The 22629-nt window shown below is 70.4% G+C and carries 21 protein-coding genes and 2 pseudogenes; 10 read left to right on the forward strand and 13 right to left on the reverse strand.

Annotated features, from left to right (window positions below):
• Positions 1-37: 37 nt before the first annotated feature.
• Complete coding sequence (locus ACIBAD_RS14115; RefSeq protein WP_398906669.1) at positions 38-1072, reverse strand: beta family protein; 1035 nt, start codon at positions 1070-1072, stop codon at positions 38-40.
• A gap of 220 nt (positions 1073-1292) precedes the next feature.
• On the opposite strand from ACIBAD_RS14115, the gene ACIBAD_RS14120 reads away from it, so the two are divergent.
• Positions 1293-1640 (forward strand): hypothetical protein, encoded by a 348-nt coding sequence (locus tag ACIBAD_RS14120; protein ID WP_398906910.1) that lies wholly within the window; start codon positions 1293-1295, stop codon positions 1638-1640.
• A gap of 202 nt (positions 1641-1842) precedes the next feature.
• On the opposite strand, the pseudogene ACIBAD_RS14125 reads toward ACIBAD_RS14120, so the two are convergent.
• From ACIBAD_RS14125 to ACIBAD_RS14135, 3 genes and pseudogenes are all read right to left on the reverse strand, one after another.
• A pseudogene (locus tag ACIBAD_RS14125) lies at positions 1843-2226 on the reverse strand (thioesterase II family protein); the annotation flags it as partial.
• Positions 2227-2344: 118 nt separating this feature from the next.
• Complete coding sequence (locus ACIBAD_RS14130) at positions 2345-2596, reverse strand: hypothetical protein (RefSeq protein WP_134070467.1); 252 nt, start codon at positions 2594-2596, stop codon at positions 2345-2347.
• Between the two features lie 46 nt (positions 2597-2642).
• Entirely contained in the window at positions 2643-2990 is a 348-nt protein-coding gene (locus ACIBAD_RS14135; RefSeq protein WP_398906671.1) for a hypothetical protein, read from the reverse strand.
• A gap of 315 nt (positions 2991-3305) precedes the next feature.
• Here ACIBAD_RS14135 and ACIBAD_RS14140 point away from each other — a divergent pair, with 315 nt between their 5' ends.
• Positions 3306-4043: an ABC transporter permease gene (locus ACIBAD_RS14140; protein ID WP_398906673.1), complete on the forward strand. Its 738-nt coding sequence runs from the start codon at positions 3306-3308 to the stop codon at positions 4041-4043.
• 2 nt (positions 4044-4045) lie between these two features.
• Positions 4046-4798: an ATP-binding cassette domain-containing protein gene (locus tag ACIBAD_RS14145; RefSeq protein ID WP_134070471.1), complete on the forward strand. Its 753-nt coding sequence runs from the start codon at positions 4046-4048 to the stop codon at positions 4796-4798.
• A gap of 64 nt (positions 4799-4862) precedes the next feature.
• On the opposite strand, the gene ACIBAD_RS14150 is transcribed toward ACIBAD_RS14145, so the two are convergent.
• From ACIBAD_RS14150 to ACIBAD_RS14180, 7 genes are all read right to left on the reverse strand, one after another.
• Entirely contained in the window at positions 4863-5615 is a 753-nt protein-coding gene (locus ACIBAD_RS14150; protein WP_398906676.1) for a DNA-binding response regulator, read from the reverse strand.
• Between the two features lie 68 nt (positions 5616-5683).
• On the reverse strand, positions 5684-6121 hold the full coding sequence (locus tag ACIBAD_RS14155; RefSeq protein WP_398906678.1) for a DUF2511 domain-containing protein: 438 nt from the start codon (positions 6119-6121) through the stop codon (positions 5684-5686).
• Positions 6122-6152: 31 nt separating this feature from the next.
• Positions 6153-7049, reverse strand: coding sequence for an ATP-binding cassette domain-containing protein (locus tag ACIBAD_RS14160; RefSeq protein WP_134070475.1), 897 nt, complete (start codon positions 7047-7049; stop codon positions 6153-6155).
• Complete coding sequence (locus tag ACIBAD_RS14165) at positions 7046-7846, reverse strand: hypothetical protein (protein WP_398906680.1); 801 nt, start codon at positions 7844-7846, stop codon at positions 7046-7048. Before ACIBAD_RS14165 ends, ACIBAD_RS14160 begins: the two co-directional genes overlap by 4 nt.
• Positions 7847-7910: 64 nt before the next feature.
• The gene (locus ACIBAD_RS14170; protein WP_134070477.1) at positions 7911-8555 is read right to left on the reverse strand and encodes a hypothetical protein; all 645 of its coding nucleotides are present in this window, start codon (positions 8553-8555) and stop codon (positions 7911-7913) included.
• Positions 8556-8631: 76 nt separating this feature from the next.
• Positions 8632-9522: a hypothetical protein gene (locus ACIBAD_RS14175; protein WP_398906683.1), complete on the reverse strand. Its 891-nt coding sequence runs from the start codon at positions 9520-9522 to the stop codon at positions 8632-8634.
• Positions 9519-10076 carry a sigma-70 family RNA polymerase sigma factor gene (locus ACIBAD_RS14180; protein WP_134070481.1) on the reverse strand — a complete coding sequence of 186 codons (558 nt, stop codon included), beginning with the start codon at positions 10074-10076 and terminating at the stop codon, positions 9519-9521. Before ACIBAD_RS14180 ends, ACIBAD_RS14175 begins: the two co-directional genes overlap by 4 nt.
• Before the next feature lie 454 nt (positions 10077-10530).
• On the opposite strand from ACIBAD_RS14180, the gene ACIBAD_RS14185 reads away from it, so the two are divergent.
• The 6 genes from ACIBAD_RS14185 to ACIBAD_RS14210 all read left to right on the forward strand — a co-directional run bounded on the left by ACIBAD_RS14185 (position 10531) and on the right by ACIBAD_RS14210 (position 18747).
• Positions 10531-10701, forward strand: coding sequence for a gallidermin/nisin family lantibiotic (locus ACIBAD_RS14185; RefSeq protein WP_398906685.1), 171 nt, complete (start codon positions 10531-10533; stop codon positions 10699-10701).
• A 139-nt stretch (positions 10702-10840) separates the two neighbouring features.
• Positions 10841-14257 carry a lantibiotic dehydratase gene (locus tag ACIBAD_RS14190; RefSeq protein ID WP_398906687.1) on the forward strand — a complete coding sequence of 1139 codons (3417 nt, stop codon included), beginning with the start codon at positions 10841-10843 and terminating at the stop codon, positions 14255-14257.
• Entirely contained in the window at positions 14254-15684 is a 1431-nt protein-coding gene (locus ACIBAD_RS14195) for a lanthionine synthetase C family protein (RefSeq protein WP_398906689.1), read from the forward strand. The genes ACIBAD_RS14190 and ACIBAD_RS14195 overlap by 4 nt, the downstream gene beginning before the upstream one ends.
• 35 nt (positions 15685-15719) lie before the next feature.
• The gene (locus ACIBAD_RS14200) at positions 15720-16700 is read left to right on the forward strand and encodes an ABC transporter ATP-binding protein (protein WP_398906691.1); all 981 of its coding nucleotides are present in this window, start codon (positions 15720-15722) and stop codon (positions 16698-16700) included.
• Entirely contained in the window at positions 16697-17557 is an 861-nt protein-coding gene (locus ACIBAD_RS14205) for an ABC transporter permease (RefSeq protein WP_134070488.1), read from the forward strand. Before ACIBAD_RS14200 ends, ACIBAD_RS14205 begins: the two co-directional genes overlap by 4 nt.
• Positions 17554-18747, forward strand: a complete 1194-nt coding sequence (locus ACIBAD_RS14210; protein WP_398906694.1) for a DUF6895 family protein — start codon at positions 17554-17556, stop codon at positions 18745-18747. The genes ACIBAD_RS14205 and ACIBAD_RS14210 overlap by 4 nt, the downstream gene beginning before the upstream one ends.
• A gap of 287 nt (positions 18748-19034) precedes the next feature.
• On the opposite strand, the pseudogene ACIBAD_RS14215 reads toward ACIBAD_RS14210, so the two are convergent.
• Together ACIBAD_RS14215 and ACIBAD_RS14220 are read right to left on the reverse strand one after the other, a co-directional pair.
• Positions 19035-19564 (reverse strand): annotated as a pseudogene (locus ACIBAD_RS14215) (DUF2399 domain-containing protein); the annotation flags it as partial.
• A gap of 306 nt (positions 19565-19870) precedes the next feature.
• Positions 19871-21163, reverse strand: coding sequence for an NnrS multi-domain protein (locus ACIBAD_RS14220; protein WP_398906696.1), 1293 nt, complete (start codon positions 21161-21163; stop codon positions 19871-19873).
• A gap of 789 nt (positions 21164-21952) precedes the next feature.
• On the opposite strand from ACIBAD_RS14220, the gene ACIBAD_RS14225 reads away from it, so the two are divergent.
• Positions 21953-22570 carry an AAA domain-containing protein gene (locus tag ACIBAD_RS14225; protein ID WP_398906698.1) on the forward strand — a complete coding sequence of 206 codons (618 nt, stop codon included), beginning with the start codon at positions 21953-21955 and terminating at the stop codon, positions 22568-22570.
• The last annotated feature ends 59 nt before the right edge of the window (positions 22571-22629 follow it).

A 22629-nucleotide genomic window follows, 5' to 3' on the forward strand; every position in this document is an offset into this window, starting at 1 on the left:
CAGATCGGGTCCTGCACGTCGGCGGGGATCCATGCAGTCACAGTTGCCGCACGGCATAGGTCATGTGCTGTACGTTCCCGAACCACAGCCAGGTACTGAAGTTCCCCGTTCCCCCTCGGCCGAGACCCTGCGCGCAGTCACGCAGCCAGCTTTCGCCGCCGGCAGCCGGGCCCCGGAAGCCCGGATGTGCGAGGTACTCATGGGCGATCGCACGGTTGTGCGCGGTCCGGCCGTTGCCCGAGGCCAGCATCCTGCCCAGCACGAAGGTCCCGTCGAGCGTGTAGCGCAAGAAGCCCCAGGACGGTCCACCACCTGAGCGAGGGGCCCGGCTGATGGCTTCGGCGGGCTGTGTCCCGTAGTCACCGTAGCTGAGCAGTCCGCGGTAGGAACGACCGCTGGCACCTATCTCGTGCCACATGTGCCAGTCCGTTCGGGGGACTTCGCACAATCCCTGGTCCAGCATGTCCGCTGAGACGTGGGGGAATCCGCCGCCGAGGACAGCGGCAGTTCGCCAGGGAGCCAGCGGGACGAGAGAATCCAAGGCGCGCAGTGCCTCCTTGCCCGCGTCGGGCCTGTCAGCGCGTACGGCGCCCAGGTCCAGGAGGAGGTCCACCCGGACCACCGGGTCGGACCGCTGGAGCAGGTGGCGAACATCGTCGCTGGTACGGCTGTCCCACTCCCCCAGAACCCGAACGCGTACCCCCAACCCGTCACCGGCCATCCGGGCCGTCTCCAGTGCCACGGCCTGCTGCGCCTCGGGCCTTCCCGGCCCGGTCACCGGACGCAACAACCCGAAGGAGCTGGCTCCCGGCAACAGCTCTGCGAGTACGGGTAACTCCTCAGCGCCCGCGAAGGGGGCATCCAGCCACGCCGGACGGTATCGCTGGACCCTGGACACCGCGGCCAGATCCTGTCGGACCTGCGCGGCGAGCTCCGCCGGCGAGAGTCCTGGGCGCGGCGGCAGGTTCCAAACGGGCGCCAGCACGTTCTGGGCGTCCGGCTGGAGTCGAGAGTAGGCGGCGACCGCATGCGGCCGAGTCGGCAGGACAGGAACGTACAGCGGCCCGGTCATGGCGGCTTCCCCCTTTGGCGCTGCCCGCGAGCTACCCCTCTGGCACCAGGGTGAGCAGTTGTGACGACCTGGGAAAGGGTGCCCTTTCGGCCATCATTCGAGCTTCCGGAGAAATGGCCGTACCGCTGTTCCGCCCGGCACGTTCAGCGAACGGTGCCGACGCCCCCTCGCCGAGAATCGTGATCGCCGCCTGCCTGCATGATCCACGCACTGCCACAGGATGACGAAGACAATCTCAGCGGCCCGCCGGGCCTACCGGCATGGCCACAAACCGCACGCTGCGGAGGTTCGCTCCTGGGAGCGCAGCATTCCCACCCTTACCCACGCTCTGGTCGAAGCGGGTCTCGGTGACGTCGAGATGCTGCTGGAGCACGGGCTGCCGGTGGCAGAACAGCGTTTCAGTCGCCGCCACTTCATCGAATGGACCGCTTCGTTCACTCGGTGGGCGCAGTTGGCAAGTGACGTCCATCGACTGGGGGCGCAAACGGCCTTCGTCGAGCCGGCCGACGGCGGCGGCGGTGTCGCGAAAGCGATGTCCTCCTGGGGGAACGGCCCCCGGTCTCTCTGACCCGGCCTGCGGACGCATGGCCCGCCGAATGGCGAGAGGCGGATGCTCCGGACGTGGTACACCCTGACGCGTCCCTGATCACTCGTCCGGGCAGCGATGTGCGCTGGTGGACGTGGGCCGGCCACCGCGCGAACTCGACACTGGCAGCGGCGCTTCCGTCGATCGCCGACCCCGTCCAACGACCGACGGACTGCTGGAACACCGAGGGGGCCAGGCGCCCGGACGCGAAGAGGTGGACGGGACCGCGGCCGTCGCGCTCGAACCGGCGGGCGGTCTCGAAGGCGACAATGGCTCCCATGCTGTGCCCGAATAACGTGACCGGCCGGTCCATGAAGGGATCCAGGGCCTCTGCCGCCCGGTCGGCCATCGTGGCGATGCTGTCGATGCCCGGCTCCCTGTAGCGGTCCTGGCGTCCCGGGTACATCATCGCGGCCACGTCCACACGGGGGCTCAGGGCCGCGGATACCGGGAAGTAGAAGGGGGCGGATCCGCCCGCGTGCGGGAAACACACCAAGCGGTGTTCAGCGTCGCCGGCCGGGTGGAAGCGGCGTACCCACAGGTTGTCGGACCGCTCGGCGGAATTCATGGAGGTCGTCACTGTGGTGCCTTCGTGAGGGTTTCAGGGGCTGTGGACGTGTCGGGTGGACAGCACGCTGCCCTGCACCTGATCGAGGTGCAGGGCAGCGTGGTCGGTCGTCGTGCTCTCAGGACTCCCGTGTGCCCTGCTCGGCCCGCGCCTGGTCGATCAGCTCCTGGTACGGGACGCCGTCACCGGTGTCGTCCGTCTCGGCCGAACGGTCGAGCAGGCTGACGGACCAGGGAATGGGGCACGGCGGTGCGTGCTCGGGCTCCGGGCACAGCAGCCGCGTGATGCGTTCCTTGATCTCCTCGGCCTGTGCGGGGGTGGCATACAGGCCGAGGCGGATCTCGTGGACGCGTGGGCTCTCGGATGTCATCGGGTCGCTCTCTTCCCGCTGGGCGACGAGCGCGACTCTGGTGGTGCTACCAGATGCGCTTGGTGTCGCAGTGGCGCTTGTAGTGACCGGACGGGACGGGGATGTTGCGGGCCGCGTCCGTAATGGCGGCCTGCTCGGTGTTGCCCGTGCCGTCGGCCCGGTCGTATCCAACGACATTGTTGTCGCTGATGCGAACGATCTGGCACTGGACAGTGGCGTGCCAGACCTTCTGTATGCCGAACTTCGCCTGCGAAGCCTCGGACACGGATACCGCGGCAGAGGACGTGCCCGTCACCGGAGCTGCCGAGGCGGTCGGCGCCAGCAGAGCGGTCGCGGCCAGGGCAAGGCCTGCAGCGGCCAGAGTGTGGGAGCGGTACGTCTTGATGAGGGACATCGCAGGTCCTCCAGAGTCGGTAAAGAGCAGTGCATGTTGCAAGCCCGCCGCGGGTGAGCACCATGGCTGACCTCGGCGGTATCCCGAGACTCGCATCTCTCGTCGCCGAATTGTGTTCTGCGGGGCGGAGTTGGCAGTGCGGTGTCAGGAACCTGCCTTCGGATCCGGGTGAACCGGAAGCGTGAACCGGGTGGGCGGAAAGGGCTACGTACCTCCATGCACGCGCCTTTTGCCGAACAGGAGAACTTCATGCGCCAAGGATCGGTCGCACCGCCTCGCCCCGAACGGCGGGACGACCCTTCGACGCTGACGGTGGTGGGCACGGAACTCGCGCGCAACAAACGCGGATTCGTGTTCTGGTACCACCTCGCCTCGCCCGTGGTCATCACCATTCCTCTCTTTCTCGGGTCGCTCGGCGCGGCGGACGCGGATGCCGAACGGACCTTCGAGGTGTTCCGCAACGTAACGCTGGAGTTCTGGGGGGTCCTCATTCCGATGACCGCCGGACTCGCGGCGGCCCTCTCGGTCCGAGCCGATCAGGACGCCTGGCGTCTGATGCTCTCCTACGGAGTGCCCCGCGGTCGTTACTTCGTCGGGAAATTCGCCGCCCTGGGTGTCCTCGGCTTCATTTCGTCGACCGTGCTCCTGGTCATGCTGGCGTTGGGCGCGCTGCTCAGCGGCCAGTTCCCCCACGGAATGGGGACGGTCGCAGCGGCCGTCTACCTGCCGTGGCTGGCGGGGCTGGCCATGACGGCGCTCGCGGTGCTGGTGGCAGTGCTGTGGGGAATGGGACCGAGCCTCGGAGCGGGCATCGCGGGACTGCTGTGCGGTGCACTCGTCTCCGACAAGGACTTCTGGTACGCCGTCCCGTTCGCGTGGCCGATGCGGGTCGTACTGCCATTGGCCGGCATCGGCCCGAACGGTGTACCGCTTCCGCCGGACAGCCCCGTGAACTCCATGACAGCCATCCCCCAGGCGATGGCTCTCAGCGCCGTCCTCACCGGGGTGCTGCTGGTCCTGGGTACGATCCACATGAGCCGTAAGGAAATCTGATCATGTACGAGACCACGCATGGTTCGGATGACGGCGGGCACGGCGGCATCGCCCTGTCGATCAAGGATCTGCACAAGCACTACGGGGGGCACCGCGCCCTGGACGGGGTGGACCTCACGGTCAGGGCCGGCGAGGTGTACGGCCTGCTCGGCCCCAACGGCGCCGGGAAGACGACCCTGATGAAGGCGCTGCTGGGACTGCAGCGGCCCACTTCCGGAACCATTGAGATCTTCGGCGAGCCCATCGGCCGGGAGACGCTTGCCCAGGTCGGCGCACTGATCGAAGTGCCCGGCCTGTGGCCGAACCTGACGGCGGACGAGACGCTCAGGGTCCATGCCAAGCTGCGCGGGGTACCGGTGGAGTGGGCCGAACCCGCCCTGCGGGTGGTCAGGATGACCGAGGCGCGGGGACGGAAGGTCTCGACGTATTCGCTGGGCATGCGCTGGCGTCTGGGCATCGCCGTGGCTCTGCTCGCACAGCCGCGGCTGATCGTGCTGGACGAGCCGACCAATGGCCTCGACCCGGTGGGCATCCGTGAGATGCGCGGCATCATCCGGACGTTGGCGAGCGAGGGAGCGGCCGTACTGATCGCCAGTCACCAGCTGACGGAAGTGGCACAGATCTGCGACCGGGTACAGGTGCTCGTCGCCGGCCGGACCCAGTACGAGGGCCCGTTGGACGGGCTGGCGAGGAACGGGGACCTGGAGGCCGGGTTCTTCCGGTTGCTGGAAGGCGCCGACATGAAGATCCGATGAACGAAGGCCGCCTGGTGGGGGTATCCAGTACCTCCACCAGGCGGCCGGGCAGAATGAGGAGCGGTTACGCGGGCATCGACGCCATCACCATCAGCTCGGTGCGGCCGCGGACGCCGACCTCGTTGTAAAGCTGTCGAATACGGCGGTACATCGACCGCTCGGAACAGTAGTGACGGCGGGCGATTTCGGCGACCGTCATGGGCGTACAGAGCAAGCGCATGAGTTCCGCATCCTGAACAGGGCGGCCCTGCCTCGTGGACGGCGCCGGCAGCCGGGCCGGCCCGTGGTCACGAGGGGTACCGGCGACTTGTGGGGAGCCGGGTGCTGTCGGGGTGAGGCACGTACGAGGTCGGAAATGCGTGTGGAACTGGGCGAAGAGGAGATCGAGCTGACGCTCGGCGGGTATCGCGAGGTTGAGTACGAACTTGGCTCCCGACCTGATGGCGCCGTAAGTGAGATGTCCTGTGACATCGTCGGTGACGGCGGTGATCAGGGACAGCGGATGACGCATCCGGATGGTGCATATCGTCTCCGCCTGGAACTCGCTGATCACCGGGACCAGGATCGGCACGTCGATCGGTCCGGCGGCGGCAGCGGTGAGTTCCGCGTCGTCGGCGAAGTCGATACGGGACACGCCTGAGCGAAGAGCGCTGAAAACCGAGGGCGCACTCTCCGGACGGTCGAAGTGCTCCTTGAATCCGGAGTGGACGATTATCTGGAACACGCGGTCGACCCGGCGTGTTCGTTTGTGTATCCGGTCGGTACTGGTGACGCGGTCGTGCGTTTGTGTTTCACGAAACAACATCTTTTCCCCCATGATGTTTTGTTCCTTACTGTCGTGCAGGCAGTTCTATTGCGTGCTCCCTCGGTGTGTTCGACAGGTGTTCAAGAAGGACGGTCGGTCGGAGCCTGCTCCTGTTGGGCCCTGCAGAGCTTCAGGGTCCGGCTGAGCATGGGTCCCAGGCTGATCTCGTCCCCGCTCTCTCCCTTCGCGCGTACCGGCCGGGGATCGGCGTACCCTGCCGCGGCCGCACGGTCGTTGAGTGCGTAGACCGTCCCGTCGGGAACGGTGACGACGGCCTGGTCGCCGCCCCGGCACTCCATGACGGCGCGGTCGACGGTCAGCGGCCAGGCGTGGAGCAGGTTCTCCTTCCTCACCTCTTGACTGGTGCCCGTAGGACTGGGCAGCGGCACCGGCTTGTCCGCGTCGCTCACCGCCTCGCCTCCGCAGGCGGCCAGGGTGGCGACGGCGGTCACGCACGCGAGGACCAGGCCCCCGGTGCGGAAGCGGCCACCGGTACTGAAGGGTTCGGTACGGCTCATGGGGATGCCTTTCTTTTCGGAGCAGGAATTGTCACCGGCCACTGGGGCCCGCACTCTCCGCTGCCCGGCGGCCCTCGCCGAGCAGGGCGGCGTACCCGTCCTCCAACGAGGGTTCGACCGGATGGGCCCCGGCCGGCGGACGGGGGGTGACGATGCGGTACTCGGACCCTTCGGCGGTGGCGACGGCGCTCACCACTTCCGCGTCGGCCGGGGGCGCACCCTGGGTGCGGTGCAGATAGGTGATACCCGCGCCGAGTCCCGCGAGGGCGGACGTGGTGTCGTGGAAGACCAGCCGTCCGGCGGCGAGCACCGCCACCTCGGGGCAGGTCTGGGCCACGTCGTCCAGGATGTGTGTGGACAGCAGGACGGTGCGGTTCTGGCCGAGCCCCGCGAGGAGGGTCCGGAACCTCATCCGTTCGTGCGGGTCGAGTCCGGTGGTCGGTTCGTCGACGATCAGTACGGCCGGGTCGCCCATCAGCGCCTGTGCGATGCCGACCCGGCGTTGCATACCGCCCGAGAAGCCGGAGAGCCGATCGCCCGCCCGGTCGCCCAGGCCGACCTCGGCGAGGCGGCCCTCGGCCTGCGCGCGCCGCTCCCGCTTGTCTTCCATTCCCTTGAGGACGCCGATGTAGTCGAGGAATTCGCGAGCGGTCAGGTCGGGGTACAGGGACAGTTCCTGAGGGAGGTAGCCCAGTGAGCGCTTGGCGCCGGTGAGTCCCGCGGTCGTCGCCAGATCGTGCCCGGCGACCTCCACGCGCCCCGAGGTCGGGCGCAGCACGCCGGTGAGAATCCTCAGCAGTGTGGTCTTGCCGGCCCCGTTGGCACCGAGAAGGCCCACGGTGCCCCGGTCGATGTGCAGGTCGACGGAGTCCAGTGCGCGTCGGCCTCCGCGGTACGTCTTGTTCAGCTGTTCCGTGACGATGTTCACGATGCTCCGATTCGGCGGGCACGTACGCGTGCGATGAAGTGGCCGAGCAGGTGGCAGGCGGCGGCCAGGGCGAGAACGAGGGCAAGGTTCAGCAGAGCCGTGCCGAAGGTGACGGTCGGGCGCAGGGGGCCGTCGCCCCCGCGCGTCGCCCACACCGCGGGGGCGTGTGCCCAGTCGACCAGCGTGTAGCCGGCGAGCGGGGACAGCACGGTGCCCGTGGGAGTGGGGACCGGAGAGAAGCTCGGGGGGAAGTGGCAGGCCCACAGCCACACCACGACGGTGATCGCGCGGGCCGCGGCGACCGGTAGGAGCACTCCGATCAGCCCGGCGAGCGCGGTGGCCAGGAGCGCGGCGGGCAGGACGGAGGTCAGCAGCGCGGCGAGTGCGGCACCGAGGGGGGCGAACGAGCCCGAGGTGGCGGTGACCACCGTCGCGTACAGGAGGAAGAGCACTGCCACGGGGGCGAGCGCCGCGAGCATCGGCCCGGCGAGGGCGCCGGCTCCCCGGGCGAGCGGGGAGGCCGGGGTGGCGGTGAGCAGTTCGGGCAGGCCGGTGGATCCGGCGCGCCCGCGCATGCGGTCGGCGAGGGCGAGGCCCGTGCCGAGCGAGCACAGGGTCGTGACGAGCACGGCGGCGGCTCCGACCCGTGCGGCCGGGTCGTCGTGACCGGTCACCACCGGTGAGCTGCCCGCGAGGAGCAGGCTGAGCAGGGTGAGGGGAAGTACGGCTCCCCATACGACTTTGCGGCGCGCGGCCATCAGGGCTTCGTAGCGGAGCGTCCACAGCAGGATGGTCACGGGGGGTCCTCGTGCTCGGGGATTAAGGAGAGGAGGGGGTCGACACGCCTACCGGTCGATCGGGTCACCCGGGCTCGCGGCGGGTGAGGAGCGGACCTGCTTCGTTGGGGGGAGTCACAATGCGCAGGGCCATGCCCGCCAGGACCGCTCCGCCCAGCAGGGCGGGAAGGGCCTGTGTGAGGCCCTCGGGAAGGACCCGGTCCACGAGCAGGAGTTTGGCGAGAACGGCTGCCACGACGAGGCCGGTGGCGGGTGCCGCCGATCCGGAGCGGACCGTCACGTAGACCGCCGAGCCGCTCAGCAGCGCGGTCAGTCCCAACAGCTGGAGCAGCATGACCGGGCCGCCGGGGTCCAGCGGAAGGCCGACGAGTACGGCGGCGGTGAGCAGTGCGACGGCGCTGGCCGTCGCGACCGTCGCGGGCCAGGCCAGGCGTCGGGCGAGGGTCCGCGCATAGGGAGTGGGCAGGGTCAGGTGCAGCTCCGTCATCGGTTCCCGGACCACTACGGCCGCGCAGGCCAGTGCGGTCGCGGCGGGGAGCGCGGTGGACAGGAGGGTACGGCCGAGGAGCGCACCTCCTGCGAATCCCGGGCCCGCGCCGTGCGTCCCGCCCACTGCCGCGTAGGCGAGCGCGGCCGCGACCAAGGGCAGTACGGCGGCTTGTTTCCCGCAGCGGCGGATCTCGTACCGCCACCGTGTTCCGGCCCGCATGAAGCATCTCCTCCCGTCCGTGACCTGCCCCGTTTCGGGGCTGTGCTCGGTACGTAGCGGTTCGACGCTTTCCGGTTCACACCATCGTCCGCATGGAACGCACGGCCCATCCCAGAAGTGCGGCGGCGGCCAGCAGCGTCCAGGGGGTCGTGGACGCGAGCACGTCCACGACCGCGTCGGCGGGGGTGCTGAACGCGCCCCGCACGGCGCCGAACAGCCACAGGACGCCGCCTGCGGTGGCGCCGGCGGCCGGACCGAACCTGACGGACAGGGCGAGGGCGAGCGAGGTGGCGAGCAGGGCGTGGCCGAGCCAGCCGGACACGACCGGCCACCAGCCGGGCCCGCCCACGAGGGCCGAGCAGCCCACCGCGAGGAGGAGGTCGATGCCGAGTACGAGCGTCAGCCTGGTCAGGAACACCGCGGTCGGGGAGACCGGCAGGGTGAAGAGGAGCTCACGGCGGGGGTCGCGCCGCGGCGAGGCGACGAGCAGGGCTCCGAACAGCATGAGCAGCACGGTCACGGCGCCGAAGAACCGTGCTCCGAGGCTGACCTGTACGTGCGTGGAGGCCAGCAGGGCGGCCGTGAGGAAGCCCGCCGCGTTGAGGGCGGCCCATCGGACCGGCATCAACGTCATCTGCTGGGCGAAGAGCTGGAGAACGAACGCCGGCCGGAACGGAAGGCGTCCAGATCTCGCTGTGACGTGCGCCTCCTTCCGCGGTCCCGCCGGGTGGACGGCACGCCGGCCTTCGCCGCCGGCGAGCAGCACCGGCCCCAGAAGCACGTCGAAGGACGGTGGGGCGACGTTCACGGCATCTGTGCGCAGTGTTTCACGGAGCACGTGCCAGGTGTCGACCCGCGTACGGCAGTCCGGGCACTGTGACACGTGCGGGGGCAGGTCGGGGGTCTCGGACCTGGCCAGCAGGGTCAGTACTTCGTCCGAGGGGTGTTCCCCGGGCTGTCCGGTCATCGTCGTCCCGTTCCTTCCAACCGCTTCGCGGTGAGCATGGTGCCGAGTCTCCGCCGTGCGTGGGACATGCGGCTTTTGACAGTGCCCACCGGGATGGAGAGCACGGAGGCCACCTCCGGATAGGGCAAGTCCTCGACCAGCACCAGAGCGAGCACCTCGCGCAGGTGCTCGGGCAGCGCGCGTACGGCGGTGAGAAGTTCTGATTGCGCGGCGTCCCGCAGTACTTGGTCCTCGACGCTCGGTGCGGAGTCCGGGACGTCCAGGGCTTCGGCCAGGTCGACCGACTGTGGTCGGGAGCGGCGCAGCTGGTTGTGCGCTTGGCGCTTCGCGATGCCGAGCAGCCAGCCCCGCACGGAGGACTCGCCCCGGAAGCCTGCCGCCGAGCGCCACACCGCGAGCCAGGTCTCCTGGAGGATCTCCTCGCAGACGCCCTGGTCCGAGGAGAGTCTGCGGATGAGTCGAAGCATGGCAGCGGCATGCCTCTCGTAGAGGGTCCGCAGGGCCGTCTGATCGCCGCGGGCGACGGCAGCGATCAGAGCTTCGTCCGTACACATGTCTCATACGTATCCCAAAACCTCCGATCGGTTCATCGGCCCCGACGAACTAGGTGTACTTTCCAGCCACTCCGGAAGGGCGGGCGACGTACGACTGCCGAGGGTGTCGAGGGGGTCCGGGGGCGTCCGGGCTCCCGGCGGTCCTTCCGGGCTCGGCGCTCGGACCTGCCCGCAATCACCGGCGCGCGACCTCACCGGAGCGCCGGACCACGGGTCTCCCGCCAGCGCCGTACACCCCTCCCGGGAGATTCGACCCGGTCATCGAGCCATCCTTCTGCGTCATGGAGGCGGCCCGTCTGCACCGTCGATTGGCGTCGCGCTGCTCGGTAACTGCCACAACTGCCACAACTGCCAACCCAGTTCGACGTCCTTGAGCACCCCCGACCACGTGTGGTTCGGTGATCAACAGATCGCGATCCATGAACATCCAGCCAAACTCGATGAAGGAGTGTCCATGGGCCTGACCATGTCGCCCCAGCCCCAGAACAACACGAACCTCTTCGACCTCGACCTTGAGATCGGCGTCGAGAAGTCCGTCGCGGGCCCGGCCATCACGAGCATTTCGTACTGCACCCCGGGCTGCACCAGCGAGGGCGGCGGCTCCGGCTGCAGCCACTGCTGCTGATCTCACGCATGACGTACGGTCGGGCGGCTCACCGGCCGCCCGTCCGTAAGCAGTTCCCGTAAATGACGTGCGTGCGCACCGCGGGCGCGCGCACGTCACTACGGATGCACGCACGCAGGGACACGAAAGGGAAAGATCCATGGGGGAACCAGAACCGACGGCACTGTTCGAGGCGCGGGACATCTTCCTGCACCGCGCACCGCTGGCGCAGTTCACCGGTACGGGTGCGGGACCTGCCATCGCCGCCGAACACGGGCCCGACCCCCAGGACCTCGAAGCCTGCGCAGCTCTTCTCTCCTCCGTACCGGCCAACCCTCGTCTCCAGGAGGCGCTGGCCCTGGCCTCGCCCAGCCTGGACGCGCTGGTCCGCCGCGTCGCCGAACGCGGACCCGCCGGCATCAGGCCGGGCCAACTGCGCCGCGCCGCTCTCGCCGTACTCCGCTACGACATCCGGATGCGCACCAGGCCCACCCCCTTCGGCCTGTTCGCGGGCGTCTCCGTCGGCCGCTTCGACTCGGCCGCGAAAACGGAGCGCGGAAACGACCACCGCACCCGCACTCATGCGGACATGCAGTGGCTGACCCGGATCGGGCACCGTCTCGAACAGGACCCGGCCGTCCTCGCCGGCCTCCCCGTCCAGGCACACCAGGCGCTGGTCCCCAGAGGCGACCGCATCGTCCTGGCTTCCCCTTCCACCCAGGGTGTGCGTCCGGGGGACAACGGCGAGGGGCGTTCCACCGTTTCGCTGCGCCGCACGCCGGTCGTCGAGCGGGCCCTCATCGAGGCCGCGTCCCCGCTGCCGTACGCCGAGCTCGTGCAGCGCACACTGGCCGCATTCCCCGGCGCCCCGCCCGGGCGGGTGCGGGACCTGCTCGCCGAGCTGGTGCGCCAGGAGTTCCTGATCACAGGGCTGCGCCCGCCGCTGGACGGCGGCGACCCCCTGCACCACGTACTCGGCCTCCTGGCGGGCGTGGACAGGGACGCGGCAACCGTCGAGACCCTGCAGATCCATGACGGCCTGCTGGCCGTCGAGCGCGAACGACAGCTCTACGACACCCAAGCCGTGGGCGAGGGGAGCGAGCAGCTGGGCCGGCTCCTCGCCGCCGCGCGAGCCGTCGAGCCGGACGACACCCCCCTGCACATCGACACCCGGACGGACTCCTCGCTCCATGTGCCGCATGTCGTGCGGAACGTCATCGAGCAGGCCACGACCGTCATGTGGCACCTGTCCCGGCCCAAGCTCGGGCTCTTCTCCCTGCGTGACTTCCACCGCCGGTTCCTCGACGTGCACGGAGCCGACCGGCTCGTCCCGATCCTGGAACTCCTGGACGAGTCCACCGGTCTGGGTCCGCCCGCCGGCTACGGCTGGCCCAACAGTGAGGCCGCACCCGTCCCGCCCGCCGACCCGCGCACGGCGACCCGGGACCGCGCGCTGGCCCGCCTCGCGGCTGCGGCGCAGCGCGGTGGCCACCGTGAGATCGTCATCGGCGACGCCGACCTCGCCGAACTGTGCCATGACGGGGTGGAGGCGCCCGCCGCGGCACCCTCGGCCGACCTGCCCAACTCCTGCGAGGTGACCGTGCAGTTGGTCGCGCCAGGGGTGGAGGCGCTTGACGAGGGTGACTTCCTGGTCTTCCTCTCGCCCTCGCCGGGCTCCCACCGAGCCGGTTCGACCTTCGCCCGCTTTGCGGATCAACACCCGCAGTGGCAGCGGGAATTCGCCGCCCTGCACCGTGACAACCCCGTGCACGTCCAGGACGCGATCCCGGTGGACCTGGCGTTCCGGCCGCGCTCGGGGCGGGCCGCGAATCTCGCGCACACCGTTCCGGCGACGGGCGTGCGGATCAGCGTGGGGGTGCCGAACGTCGCGAACGGCGATCGAAGTGTCGGCTCCCGGGAATCGGGGACGCCGGGCGGCGTCGAGGAGCTCGCGCTGTCCGACATAGGCATCGGCGCCACGCTCGATCGCCTCACGGCCGTCCACCTGCCCACCGGCCGCGAACTCGTTCCGGTTCTGGGCAATATGGTCAGCGCCCCGGCCCAGGCACCCAATGCCATACGTCTCCTGTGGGAGATCGGGCTCGAAGGGCAGCGCCTGTGGGAGCCGTGGAACTGGGGGCCACTCGCGGACGCGCCCTTCGTACCGCGCGTCCGGTACGGGCGGTTCGTGCTCGCCTGCGCCGTGTGGCGGCTCGACACCCTGCGCGCGATAGCGCAGGAACTGCGGACCCGAACCGCCGAGCCGCAGGCCGAGGAATGGGCTGCGGCCGTCAGCACGTGGCGCTCGCAATGGGACGCACCGAACCGGGTGCTCGCCGTCACCGCCGACCAGCGCCTGCTCCTCGACCTGGACGACGCCTGGCACCGCGAGCTCCTCCGGGACCAGGTACTGCGCCACCACGACCTGATCGCCCAGGAGGTCCCCGGCGAGTACGAGGGCTGGCTCGACAGCCCACTGGCCGGACACACGTCGGAACTGGTCGTTCCGATGGTGCGCCGGGACGCGGTCGCCGCGGAAGCCGACCCGACGGTCCCCGCCGCTCCCTCGGTCCCCGCTCCTTCTGTCCCCGCCCCCGCCCCCGCCGGATTCTCCCTGCGGCGTCCCTACGCGGGCAACCGCCAGCTCGCGCGCACCGTCCACGGTCTCGGGGGCGAGTGGCTCTACCTCAAGCTGTACGGCGCGGCGCGCTCTCAGGACGAGCTGATCCGTGATCACCTGCCCGAGCTGGTCTCGCTGGCCGCCGGCCTCGGCTGCGACAACTGGTTCTTCATCCGCTACACCGACGCCGACGGCCACCACCTGCGGGTCCGTCTGCACGGCACCGATCCCCGTGCTCTGTGGGGCGAGGTCGCTCCCGCGGCCGGTACGCTCCTGGACCGCTGGCAGCGGTCAGGGCTCGTACGCGGGCATGCGGTCGCACCCTATGATCCCGAGATCGAGCGGTACGGCGGCCCGGACGCCCAGCACCTGGCGGAGCAGGTCTTCCGGTTCGACAGCGAAGCCGCCGTCGAACTGCTCCGACTCGTCAAGAACCCCGTGCCGGCGTCCGAGGGCCCCGCGCGCTTCGGGCGGCTCGGCCTCGACGATCTCGCGGTGGTCTCCTGTGCGGCCCTCGCCCACGCCTTCGGCCCGCCCGCACCCGACAACCCCAGGCTCGCGGACATGCTGGCCGACGGCGACCCCGGGGACGACGCGGCGGTGGCCTGGCTCTCGATGACGGGCACGCGCCGCGACCTGCCGTCCGCCTTCCGCTCCCGCAAGGCGCACTGGCGCCGTCTGGTCGATCCGTACGACGGCTGGACCGGGCTCGCCCCGGACCCGACGGGAGCCCGGGTGCTCGCCGTCCTCGACGAGCGCGACCGTGCGGTGCGCAGGCTGGCCGACGCGGTCCGTGCGGGCGGGCCGACCCCGGAGGGACGCGTGGTGGGCAGCCTGCTCCACATGGTCTGCAACCGGCTCTTCGGCGGCGACAGCGCGCGCGAGATGACTGTCCTCGGCACGGCCCGCGGCGCGGTGCAGGACCACTTCAACCGCCGGAGGCACCAGAACTCATGACGACCGACCCACACGGCACGGACACCTCACGGTCCGCGACCGACCTCATGACCGCCGGATCCGCACCGGCCCCCCTCACGGCCGAAGCGGCCGTCGCTCTTGTGGCGTCCCGGCTCGCCGACCCCGAGCACGTCGCGAGCGTCGCCTCGCGCGAGGACAACCGCGACCCCATCTACGACTCTGTGATGTGGGGGCCGATGACGCTGGCCAACGGCCTGCCCGGCACAGCCCTGCTCTACGGCGAACTCGCCCGCTCCGACGACGCCTGGCGGCAGGCCGCCCACCAGCACCTGGCCGCCGCGGGCCGCGCCATGAACTCCGCGCCGAGCCTGGGCCTGTTCTCCGGGCCGGCGGCCCTGCTCGCGGCCGCCCAGACCTGCGCCGGACCCGAGGGCCACTACGGGTCGCTCCGCAAGAGCCTCGCCGGCTGGCTCGCCCAGGACCAGACCGACCGCCTCGACGCCTTCCGCGACCGGATCAGCGCCGGTACCCGCGGCGTGGACTGGGCCGCGTACGACCTCATCAACGGACTGGCGGGCACGACCCGCCTCCTGCTGGACTCGTCGACGGACGCCGTCGAGTCCGGTCCCGCGGTCGAGGAGGCGCTCGGCCGTTCCCTGCGGCACCTGATCGCGCTCACCCAACCGGTGCGGGTCCGCGGACGGGACGTTCCCGGATGGTGGGTCCCCGCCGAGCTCCAGGTCACCGAACGGGACCGGACGACGTACCCGCGAGGCGACTTCAACCTCGGCATGGCCCACGGCATCACCGGTCCGCTCGCCGTGCTGACCTCCGCCTACGAGATGGGGCACGCGGACGCCGCCCTGCGCGAGGCCATCGTCCGGATCGCCGAGTGGCTCCTCGGCTGGACGCTCCACGACGAGGCCGGCCCCTACTGGCCTGCCCGCGCGAGCTGGGACGACGAAGTCGCCGACCAGCGCCCCGGCCGGCTCTTCACCCGTACCGCCTGGTGCTACGGCACCCCCGGTGTCGCGGCCGCCCTCTTCCGGGCCGGACGCGCCCTGAACCGCCCGGAGTGGACCACCGCGGCCGTCGACGCGTTGCGGGCCGCTCTGCGGCGGGACGAGTCCGACTGGGCGATCGAGGGCGCGACGCTCTGCCACGGCTACGGCGGACTGCTGAGGGTCGTCGGCCGCGTGGCCCGGGACGTCACGGACCCCCAGGCTCGGGCCGAACTCGATCTCGGCCAGGCCCTGCTGCTCAGGCGGACCCTGGACTGCGCGGACCCGGATGCCCCGTTCGGCTTCCGCCACCTCATGCGGTTCGCGGCCGCGGCCCATTCGCCGGTACCGCACCGGGCCGTCGACACCGCGGGCATGCTCGAAGGAGCGGCGGGTGTCGCCCTGTGCCTTCTCCCCGTGCACGACTCCCCGCTTCCCTGGGACCGCACGCTGGGGCTCGCATGATCCGGCCGCCCCTCGCACCGCGGGAAGGCGCGCCCGTGCACACACCCGGCCCTCCTCCCGCACCCGTCGCGGCCTTCGAGACGACCGGTCTGGTGGTGCGGTACGGCAACGTCACCGCCGTCCAGGACGTGTCCCTCAGCTCGCCGCCCGGCCGCATCACGGCCCTCCTCGGGCCGAACGGCGCCGGAAAGTCCAGCCTGCTGGGCGTCCTGTCGACCGCCTCGCGACCCCACTCCGGACGGGTACGCATCTTCGGGCACGACGTCGAGGAGGCACCGATGGCCGCCCGTCGGCGGCTCGGTCTGGTCTTCCAGGAACGCACCCTGGACAAAGAGCTCTCCATCGACCGAAACCTCTGGTTCCACGCCCGCCTCTTCGGCGTGCCACGAGCGGAGGCGCGCGCCCGCATCGACACCCTCCTCGAACGGTTCGACCTCACCGGCCGGCGCCGCCAGCCCGTCGAGGAACTCTCCGGCGGCCTCGCCCGGCGCGTCGAGATCGCGCGTGCGCTGCTGCACCGCCCGGGCCTGCTGATCCTCGACGAACCCACCAACGGCCTCGACCCGGCCGTGCGCGCCGGGGTGTGGTCCGACCTCCGGCAGCTGCGCGACGAGCTCGGCGTCACCGTCCTGTTCGCCACGCACTACATGGACGAGGCGGAGTACGCCGACGACATCGTCATCCTCCAACGCGGGCGCATCGTCCGGCACGACAGCGTCGGCCGTCTCAAGAGCAGCCTCGAGTCCTCCCGCATCGTGGTGTCCTGCGCGGACGACGAAGCCGCCGCACGACAGCTGCGCGCCGCCGGGTTCGAGCCCCTGACCGAGGACGGCGGAGTCGCGGTGCACTGCCCCGACCCGGAGGCCCGGATCGCCGACGTCGTCCGCGCGCTCGACGTACCCGGCCTGACCGTCTCCGTGCACCGCCCCTCCATGAACGACGTGTACCTCGCGGCCGCCGCCCACCCCGACAGCACCCGCCCGCCGCAGACGCAGGAGAGTGTGAGCCCCCGATGACCGTCGCCCCTGCCCCCGCTCAACCGGACGGACGGCTTCCGCGGTACGCCCCGGACGGCACCTCGCCCCTCACCCCGGCCGACGCGCCCCTGCGAACCGCTCTGCGCGCCATCGCGGTGATCGCCCACCGCGATCTGCTCCGTCAGGTGAAACGGCCCGGCGTGCTCCTCAGCCAGGCCGTGCAGATCCTGTTCTTCGTCCTCGTGTACGCGGTCGGCTTCGACGGGATGATCGGCACCGTCGGGGCCGACGGAGCGGGCGGCCCGGTGGAGTTCAGCGCGTACGTCTTCCCCGGCATCATCGCCATCCAGGTCGTCTCCATCGGCATCGCCTCGGGCCAGACCTACGCCTGGGACCGCGAGTACGGCGTACTGCGCGAACTCATCGTCGCCCCCGTGCCACGGATCTGCCTCCCTCTGGGAAAGGTCGCCGCCGGAGCCGGGATGGTGACCGTTCAGAGCGTGCTGATGCTGGCCCTGTCCCCCCTCATGGGCGTCCATCTGACTCCGCTGCGCTTCATCGCCGCGGTCGGCTGCTACGGGCTCGCGGCCACCGTCTTCAGCGTCATCGGCCTCTGCCTGGCCACGGTCATCACTCGCGTGCAGACCCTTCAGGCAACCGTCCAGCTCGCGATGTTCCCCATGCTGTTCCTGTCCGGCTCGGTGTTCAGCCCGCAGGACGCTCCCGTATGGCTCGGCTGGATCATGCACCTCAACCCCATGACCTATGCCGTCGACCTGGCCCGTCAGACCCTGCTCGGCAGCGGCGGCCTCCTCCCCCTCTGGGCGGACCTCGCCGTGCTCGGTGGAATCCTCCTCGCCGTCCTGGCCCTGCTGCGGCTGCGGAGCGGCCGATGACCGCCGCCGCCCGGGTGCTGGCGGGTGCGCTCGGCTGGCTGGAGGCCAACCTCGAATGGTTCGCCCCCGAGCGCTGGGAGGAGCACCTGCCCCGCCGGCCCTTCCCGCCCGGCACGCTCCTCGAACTACTGGGCCTGGTGAGGCTCCTGAACCGGCCCGGCGTCCCCCCGGAGGCCGACGCCGCCTTCACCCGCCGTGCCATCGACCTGGCCGCGCGCACGGCCGCCGCGCCCTCCTTCGGCGAAGGTCTGCGCAAGGCCGGCGAGCTCTTCCCCTACCACCTCAACCTCGTGGCTCTCCTCGACCTCCTCGGCCGCCCCCAGCCCACGTCGCGCAGCCGTTGCCAAGCTCTGCTGGACGCCGATGCCGGCGGCCACACCCAGCTGCACAAACCCGTCCTCAACCGTCTTGAACTGCGCTACTTCCTCGACCGGGGCGGTTTCGCCGCCCCGGCGCGTCTGCCTGACGCCGAGTCGCTGTACGCGCAGAGCATCGCCGCCCTGAGCCCCGACGTACACCAGCTGACGAGCAGCGAGACGTACGCGCTGACGCACTGCGTCTTCTACGCCACCGACTTCGGGCAGCGCCCCTGCCCGGACACGCCGGGAAGCGAAGCCCTGCGAGAGGCCGTACGCGTTCTGCTCGGTGTGCATCTGGCACGCAGGAACCTGGACCTGCTGTCCGAGCTCCTGCTGTGTGCCAGGGCACTGGGCGGAGCCACCCTGGCCTTCGAACGGCAGGGATGGGAAGCCGTTGAAGCCGCTCAGCGCTCCGACGGTGCCGTTCCCAGCCCGGTGCACAGGCCCGCGGTCCTCGATGGTCTGACCGGGGACAAAGCGGCTGCCTATCTCTTCGGCACCTGCTACCACACGACTCTCGCGGCCGCGCTGGCCGCGGTGGTGACCCTGCGTTCCGTCCCCCCCGGACCGGACCTCGGAGTCCCGATGCCCCGCGCAGACCGTACGGAGATGCTCGCCTGGGCCAACGAGGTCCGCACGCGCCCCTCCGCTCATGACGCGTGGCGCGAACAGCTCGACCCCCTCCTGGTGATCGCCGTGCAGGATGCCGACCCGATGCTCCTGGACGAGATCCTGCACGCCGCCGAACACCTCGGCTTGCAGACCGCACCCCTGCCCCGTTCAGCAACTGCGCTGCGCCTCGCCGTCGATGGGGACCACCCCGAACCGTGACCAGGCTACGAGCACTGGGGATGCGTCAAATGAGCGTCACGAGCGTCGTTTCAGCGTCAAGCAACCGCCCGCGACACACATCACGCACACCGACAGAAACGCAGCTCAGGAGCCTTCGCGCACCGGTTCCAGGATCGCCACGCACTCCATGTGGTGGGTCATCGGGACGGCGTGGATGAGTAGCCACTCAAGGAAACTGCTGGTCAGCGCCCCGCGAGTAGCTCCGGTACGGTGGGCGAGCGTGAGATGAGCGTCACGGCCTGGCTGCCTGACCACCGTCCGCACTGTCATCGGGCCAGGTCGGACAGCAGTGCGTCAAGGACTGTCTCCTCCTCGATGCGGACGCCCAGTTCCTCAAGTGCGTCGGGCAGAAACGGATCCCAGGGGGCTTCGGCCGGTCGTCCGGTCAGAGGTGGGCCGCCCCGAACGGTGAGGGCCGCGGCACGGTAGTCAGCCGTCTTATAGCTCCAGGGCAGCCACGGGACGCGGCGCAGCTGCGCGGAGGCGATGCGCAAGCCTCCCCAGCCGAAGTCGCCGTGGACATCGGCCGCCGCCGCTAGCACGGTCGGGTTCTCGCAGATCCGGATCGATGGGGCGGAGATGCCGGGAGGGTTGCGGATGAGCTGCCGCAGGGTCAGGACGCATGGTTCGCCCGCGTCGGCCGCCCAGTCCAGGACGGGAGTGCCGCGCAGGTTCAGGGTGAGGACGGTCGAGGACAGCTCGTCTCGCAGCAACCCGGCCGATGCCCAGGCCTCGCGCGCCATTCGGCGCCCGCGCCATCGGGGAAACCGGTCAGTGCTCGAACTCCTGCCAGGACTCCGCCGCCCGGCGAAGCGCCCCAACGAGCTCATCGCGGTCATTGTCCCGCAGCGGACGGAGCGGACGACAGGAACGAAAGCACTCGGCTGATCCGCGACGCGGAACGCAGTCGTGCGGTCCCCGACCGGGCCGCGTGTCGGACGTCGTAGATGCCCTTGGCCCGGACGCGCGTCAATCAACAGATGTGCAAGCACGTGACGATGTCAGCCACCGCCCTCACGGGCTACGGGTCAGCGAAAGGAGCCTCTGGGAGACCGAGGACGGGACCAACTTCGCGGAACTCCGCGAACGGCCCCGGCAAGGCTCAGTCCCCCTTCGGAAGGCTCTCGTACGAGAAGGTGCACCGGACCCTCCCGTCGGCCGCCGGTACAAGGCGTACTTGCTCGGCCGGCACCTGGACTGCCTTGCCCGCCGGCTCGTCCCACAGCGAGATGGTCCCCCCGGCCTCCCCGAAAGAGACATACGGGCGCCCGGGGTTCAGGACACCGCCCTGGCTGCTGAGCTTCGCCGCGGGGACAGTCGGTTCCACGCACATCCATTCCGGCTCCACCCCGAAGTAAGAGGGCAGCTCCGCCTGCCGGACCGCCGCCGCACGGAGGCCCTTCACCGCATCACCCACCGAGTCCAGCGCCCCCAGCAGGCACAGGACCGCCGCAGCTGCCTGGGCTGCCACGTACAGAAGGACGTTAAGCCGCTCGATGGGACTGACGAACGGCGCGTGTACGTGTTTCGCGATGCCCCACAAGGCTGGCACGAACAGGGCGAAGCCGAACAGACTCAGCAGTTTCACCGCCGAGACAGCCTGCCAGATTGCGGGCACATCGAGGTCCTCGGGCGTCAGGTCGAGGGTGTCCGCGTACATCGCGTGCAGCACCGATCCGGACGACACTACGGCGGACGCGACGACGGCGAAGGCAAGGGGCGCCACGCAGGTGATCCAGTCGGTCCATGTCCATTGACGGACCAGAAGCCAGATCCCCCAGGCTGTCGTCAGGACCACGAAGACCGTCAGCATCTGTACCGGGGTCCAGCCCCGGCTGTCCCCCAGGTCCGCGCCGAGAGCCGCGGCCAGAAGGAGGGCCGCCACCGCACTCCACAGCACGAGGCTCCACGCACGGCCTCCGGACGCGAACATGCCGCGTGCCAGCCAGGCTCCCGCCAGGAAGCACACCACCGCCGCGCCCGCCCAGATCCACGTCCGTACACCACTCGCCTGCCGGGCGACCACCGCACAGAAGACCATGCTCAGCAGCCAGGCCACGAGGCGGTTCGTCCTGCGGCGAAGGTCCTCCGCGCGGCGCGGCACGATGTGGCCGCGCTCCCGGCCGGAAGGCGACCGCACGTCGGTGACGGCTTCGGGGGCGGAACCACTCAGCCGGTCCATACGGGAGAGTCGGCGGGCTACCGACGCCGTGCCCGTGACCACCATGCCGGTGTCGTGGTGGCCGCACCTCTCCGTGAATCGTGCGCCCGCGAGCACGGCAGCGCGACGCAGCCTCACCAGCGGCGTCCGCTGACCCGGTACGGGCACGCGCGGCGGTCGGTGCGCCAGTGTGTGCGCTTGCCAGGTGGTTAGCTGCTCCCGGTCCCGGTCCATCGGGTCACACCGCCGTGCGTACATCTCCAGCCCGGTGGCGCGCGCAAGACTTTCCACACGCCAGCCCGCGGCCCGCCCGGTACGACGGTTGCGGGCTCCGAAGAACCGCACCTCGACGGAGAACAGCCGGGACGACGAGTCCGCCCTCAACACCCCGGCTGACGCTCCGTCACCGCGACCGAACGAGCTGACAACGGGCCAGCCCTGCCCTTCGAACTCCCCCTCCGCCCGGTCCCAGTCACGCTGCCCGCCCCGTACCTCGATCAGCACGAGCACGCATTGGTCGTAACGATTCGCGCGCATCCGCCCTCCTCTCATCCGCGTCTGAAGCTATGGCAGCCGGAGCGCTGCCTGTTCCGGGGTGGTCCTGGCCTCGTCGACCGTGAGGCGCGGTGTCCGGGGCTGCCCGCATGGGGCTAAGGGGCCAGTGCGCGCCGGGCGCTTCCGGGCCCGGTGACGCTGACGGCATCGCAGGCCGTTCTCCCGCACAGCGCGCACCGTGAGTCAAGGACAGCAATTGGCCGGATCCCACCGACTGGTCGGCTTCCGACCGCGTTGAGTCAACCTGCCATCTGGCGTTCACTGTATGTAACAACCACCAGGTGGGTAGGGTGCGGCGCAGTAGGGGCCGGCGACCGTACCGGGCAGATCGGGGGACGGTAGGTGGGATGGCGCGAGGAGATCGCCTCGGCGCTCGGCGAGTGAATCGCCGTCGAGGGCGGCGTCGGCAGGCAGCCACGCTGGCAGCGTGTCGGCAGGGCCACCCGGAGCGGTGAGCCCGGTCGATACGTGGTGGATCTACGGGGCTCCGACATCGGACCGGAACAGCTGGACTCCTTGAGGCTGGCCGGACCGGACGATGACGGCATCGAGACCAAAGGCTTCGCCGTCTCCGAGACCGCGCAGAACGGCTCCCTGCTCACGGTGCGGGTACCGGACTTCACCGAGATCGCCGACCCACACCTGTGGATGCTCAAGCAGCCGCCCACCTTCCTGATCGAGGCCTTGCGTGACGGCATCGCGGGACTGGGCGAGCATCCCCTCGCCACTGCTCTCGCGACCGCCGCGATCGGCGGCTCCTCGGCCCACGCCGTCGACCCGCCGGGCTTCCATCCCGCCCAGGCGGACGCCTACCGGGCCTGCCTCGGCGAGGGCGTGCACCTGGTGTGGGGGCCTCCGGGCACGGGGAAGACCACCGTCCTCAAGCGTGCCATCGGGGACCTGATCGCCCAGGGCCGGCGCGTGCTGCTGGTGTCGGCGACCAATATCGCCGTGGACAACGCCCTGCTGGGGGTGGTGCGGGAGAAGCGTCACGGGTCCGGGGACATCGTCCGGGTGGGACCGCCGCACCTGCGCGAGGTGGCCGAGGACCCTTCCGTCTCCCTGCCCTTGATGGTTCCCGGCTGACAGAGGCAGCGGCCCGGCGCGCGGCACTCGAGGCCGAACTCGTCGCGATTGGGGACCGG

This window comes from Streptomyces sp. NPDC051109, from assembly GCF_044455885.1.
In the GTDB taxonomy this organism is placed as follows: Bacteria; Actinomycetota; Actinomycetes; order Streptomycetales; family Streptomycetaceae; genus Streptomyces.

Coding starts and splice junctions, on each gene's coding strand:
- ACIBAD_RS14120 (WP_398906910.1), top strand. CDS start 1,293: ATGACGAAGACAATCTCAGCGGCCCGCCGGGCCTACCGGCATGGCCAC.
- ACIBAD_RS14180 (WP_134070481.1), bottom strand. CDS start 10,076: ATGTGTACGGACGAAGCTCTGATCGCTGCCGTCGCCCGCGGCGATCAG.
- ACIBAD_RS14155 (WP_398906678.1), bottom strand. CDS start 6,121: ATGAGCCGTACCGAACCCTTCAGTACCGGTGGCCGCTTCCGCACCGGG.
- ACIBAD_RS14175 (WP_398906683.1), bottom strand. CDS start 9,522: ATGACCGGACAGCCCGGGGAACACCCCTCGGACGAAGTACTGACCCTG.
- ACIBAD_RS14115 (WP_398906669.1), bottom strand. CDS start 1,072: ATGACCGGGCCGCTGTACGTTCCTGTCCTGCCGACTCGGCCGCATGCG.
- ACIBAD_RS14190 (WP_398906687.1), top strand. CDS start 10,841: ATGGGGGAACCAGAACCGACGGCACTGTTCGAGGCGCGGGACATCTTC.
- ACIBAD_RS14170 (WP_134070477.1), bottom strand. CDS start 8,555: ATGCGGGCCGGAACACGGTGGCGGTACGAGATCCGCCGCTGCGGGAAA.
- ACIBAD_RS14205 (WP_134070488.1), top strand. CDS start 16,697: ATGACCGTCGCCCCTGCCCCCGCTCAACCGGACGGACGGCTTCCGCGG.
- ACIBAD_RS14150 (WP_398906676.1), bottom strand. CDS start 5,615: ATGGGGGAAAAGATGTTGTTTCGTGAAACACAAACGCACGACCGCGTC.
- ACIBAD_RS14195 (WP_398906689.1), top strand. CDS start 14,254: ATGACGACCGACCCACACGGCACGGACACCTCACGGTCCGCGACCGAC.
- ACIBAD_RS14145 (WP_134070471.1), top strand. CDS start 4,046: ATGTACGAGACCACGCATGGTTCGGATGACGGCGGGCACGGCGGCATC.
- ACIBAD_RS14130 (WP_134070467.1), bottom strand. CDS start 2,596: ATGACATCCGAGAGCCCACGCGTCCACGAGATCCGCCTCGGCCTGTAT.
- ACIBAD_RS14185 (WP_398906685.1), top strand. CDS start 10,531: ATGGGCCTGACCATGTCGCCCCAGCCCCAGAACAACACGAACCTCTTC.
- ACIBAD_RS14220 (WP_398906696.1), bottom strand. CDS start 21,163: ATGGACCGGGACCGGGAGCAGCTAACCACCTGGCAAGCGCACACACTG.
- ACIBAD_RS14210 (WP_398906694.1), top strand. CDS start 17,554: ATGACCGCCGCCGCCCGGGTGCTGGCGGGTGCGCTCGGCTGGCTGGAG.
- ACIBAD_RS14135 (WP_398906671.1), bottom strand. CDS start 2,990: ATGTCCCTCATCAAGACGTACCGCTCCCACACTCTGGCCGCTGCAGGC.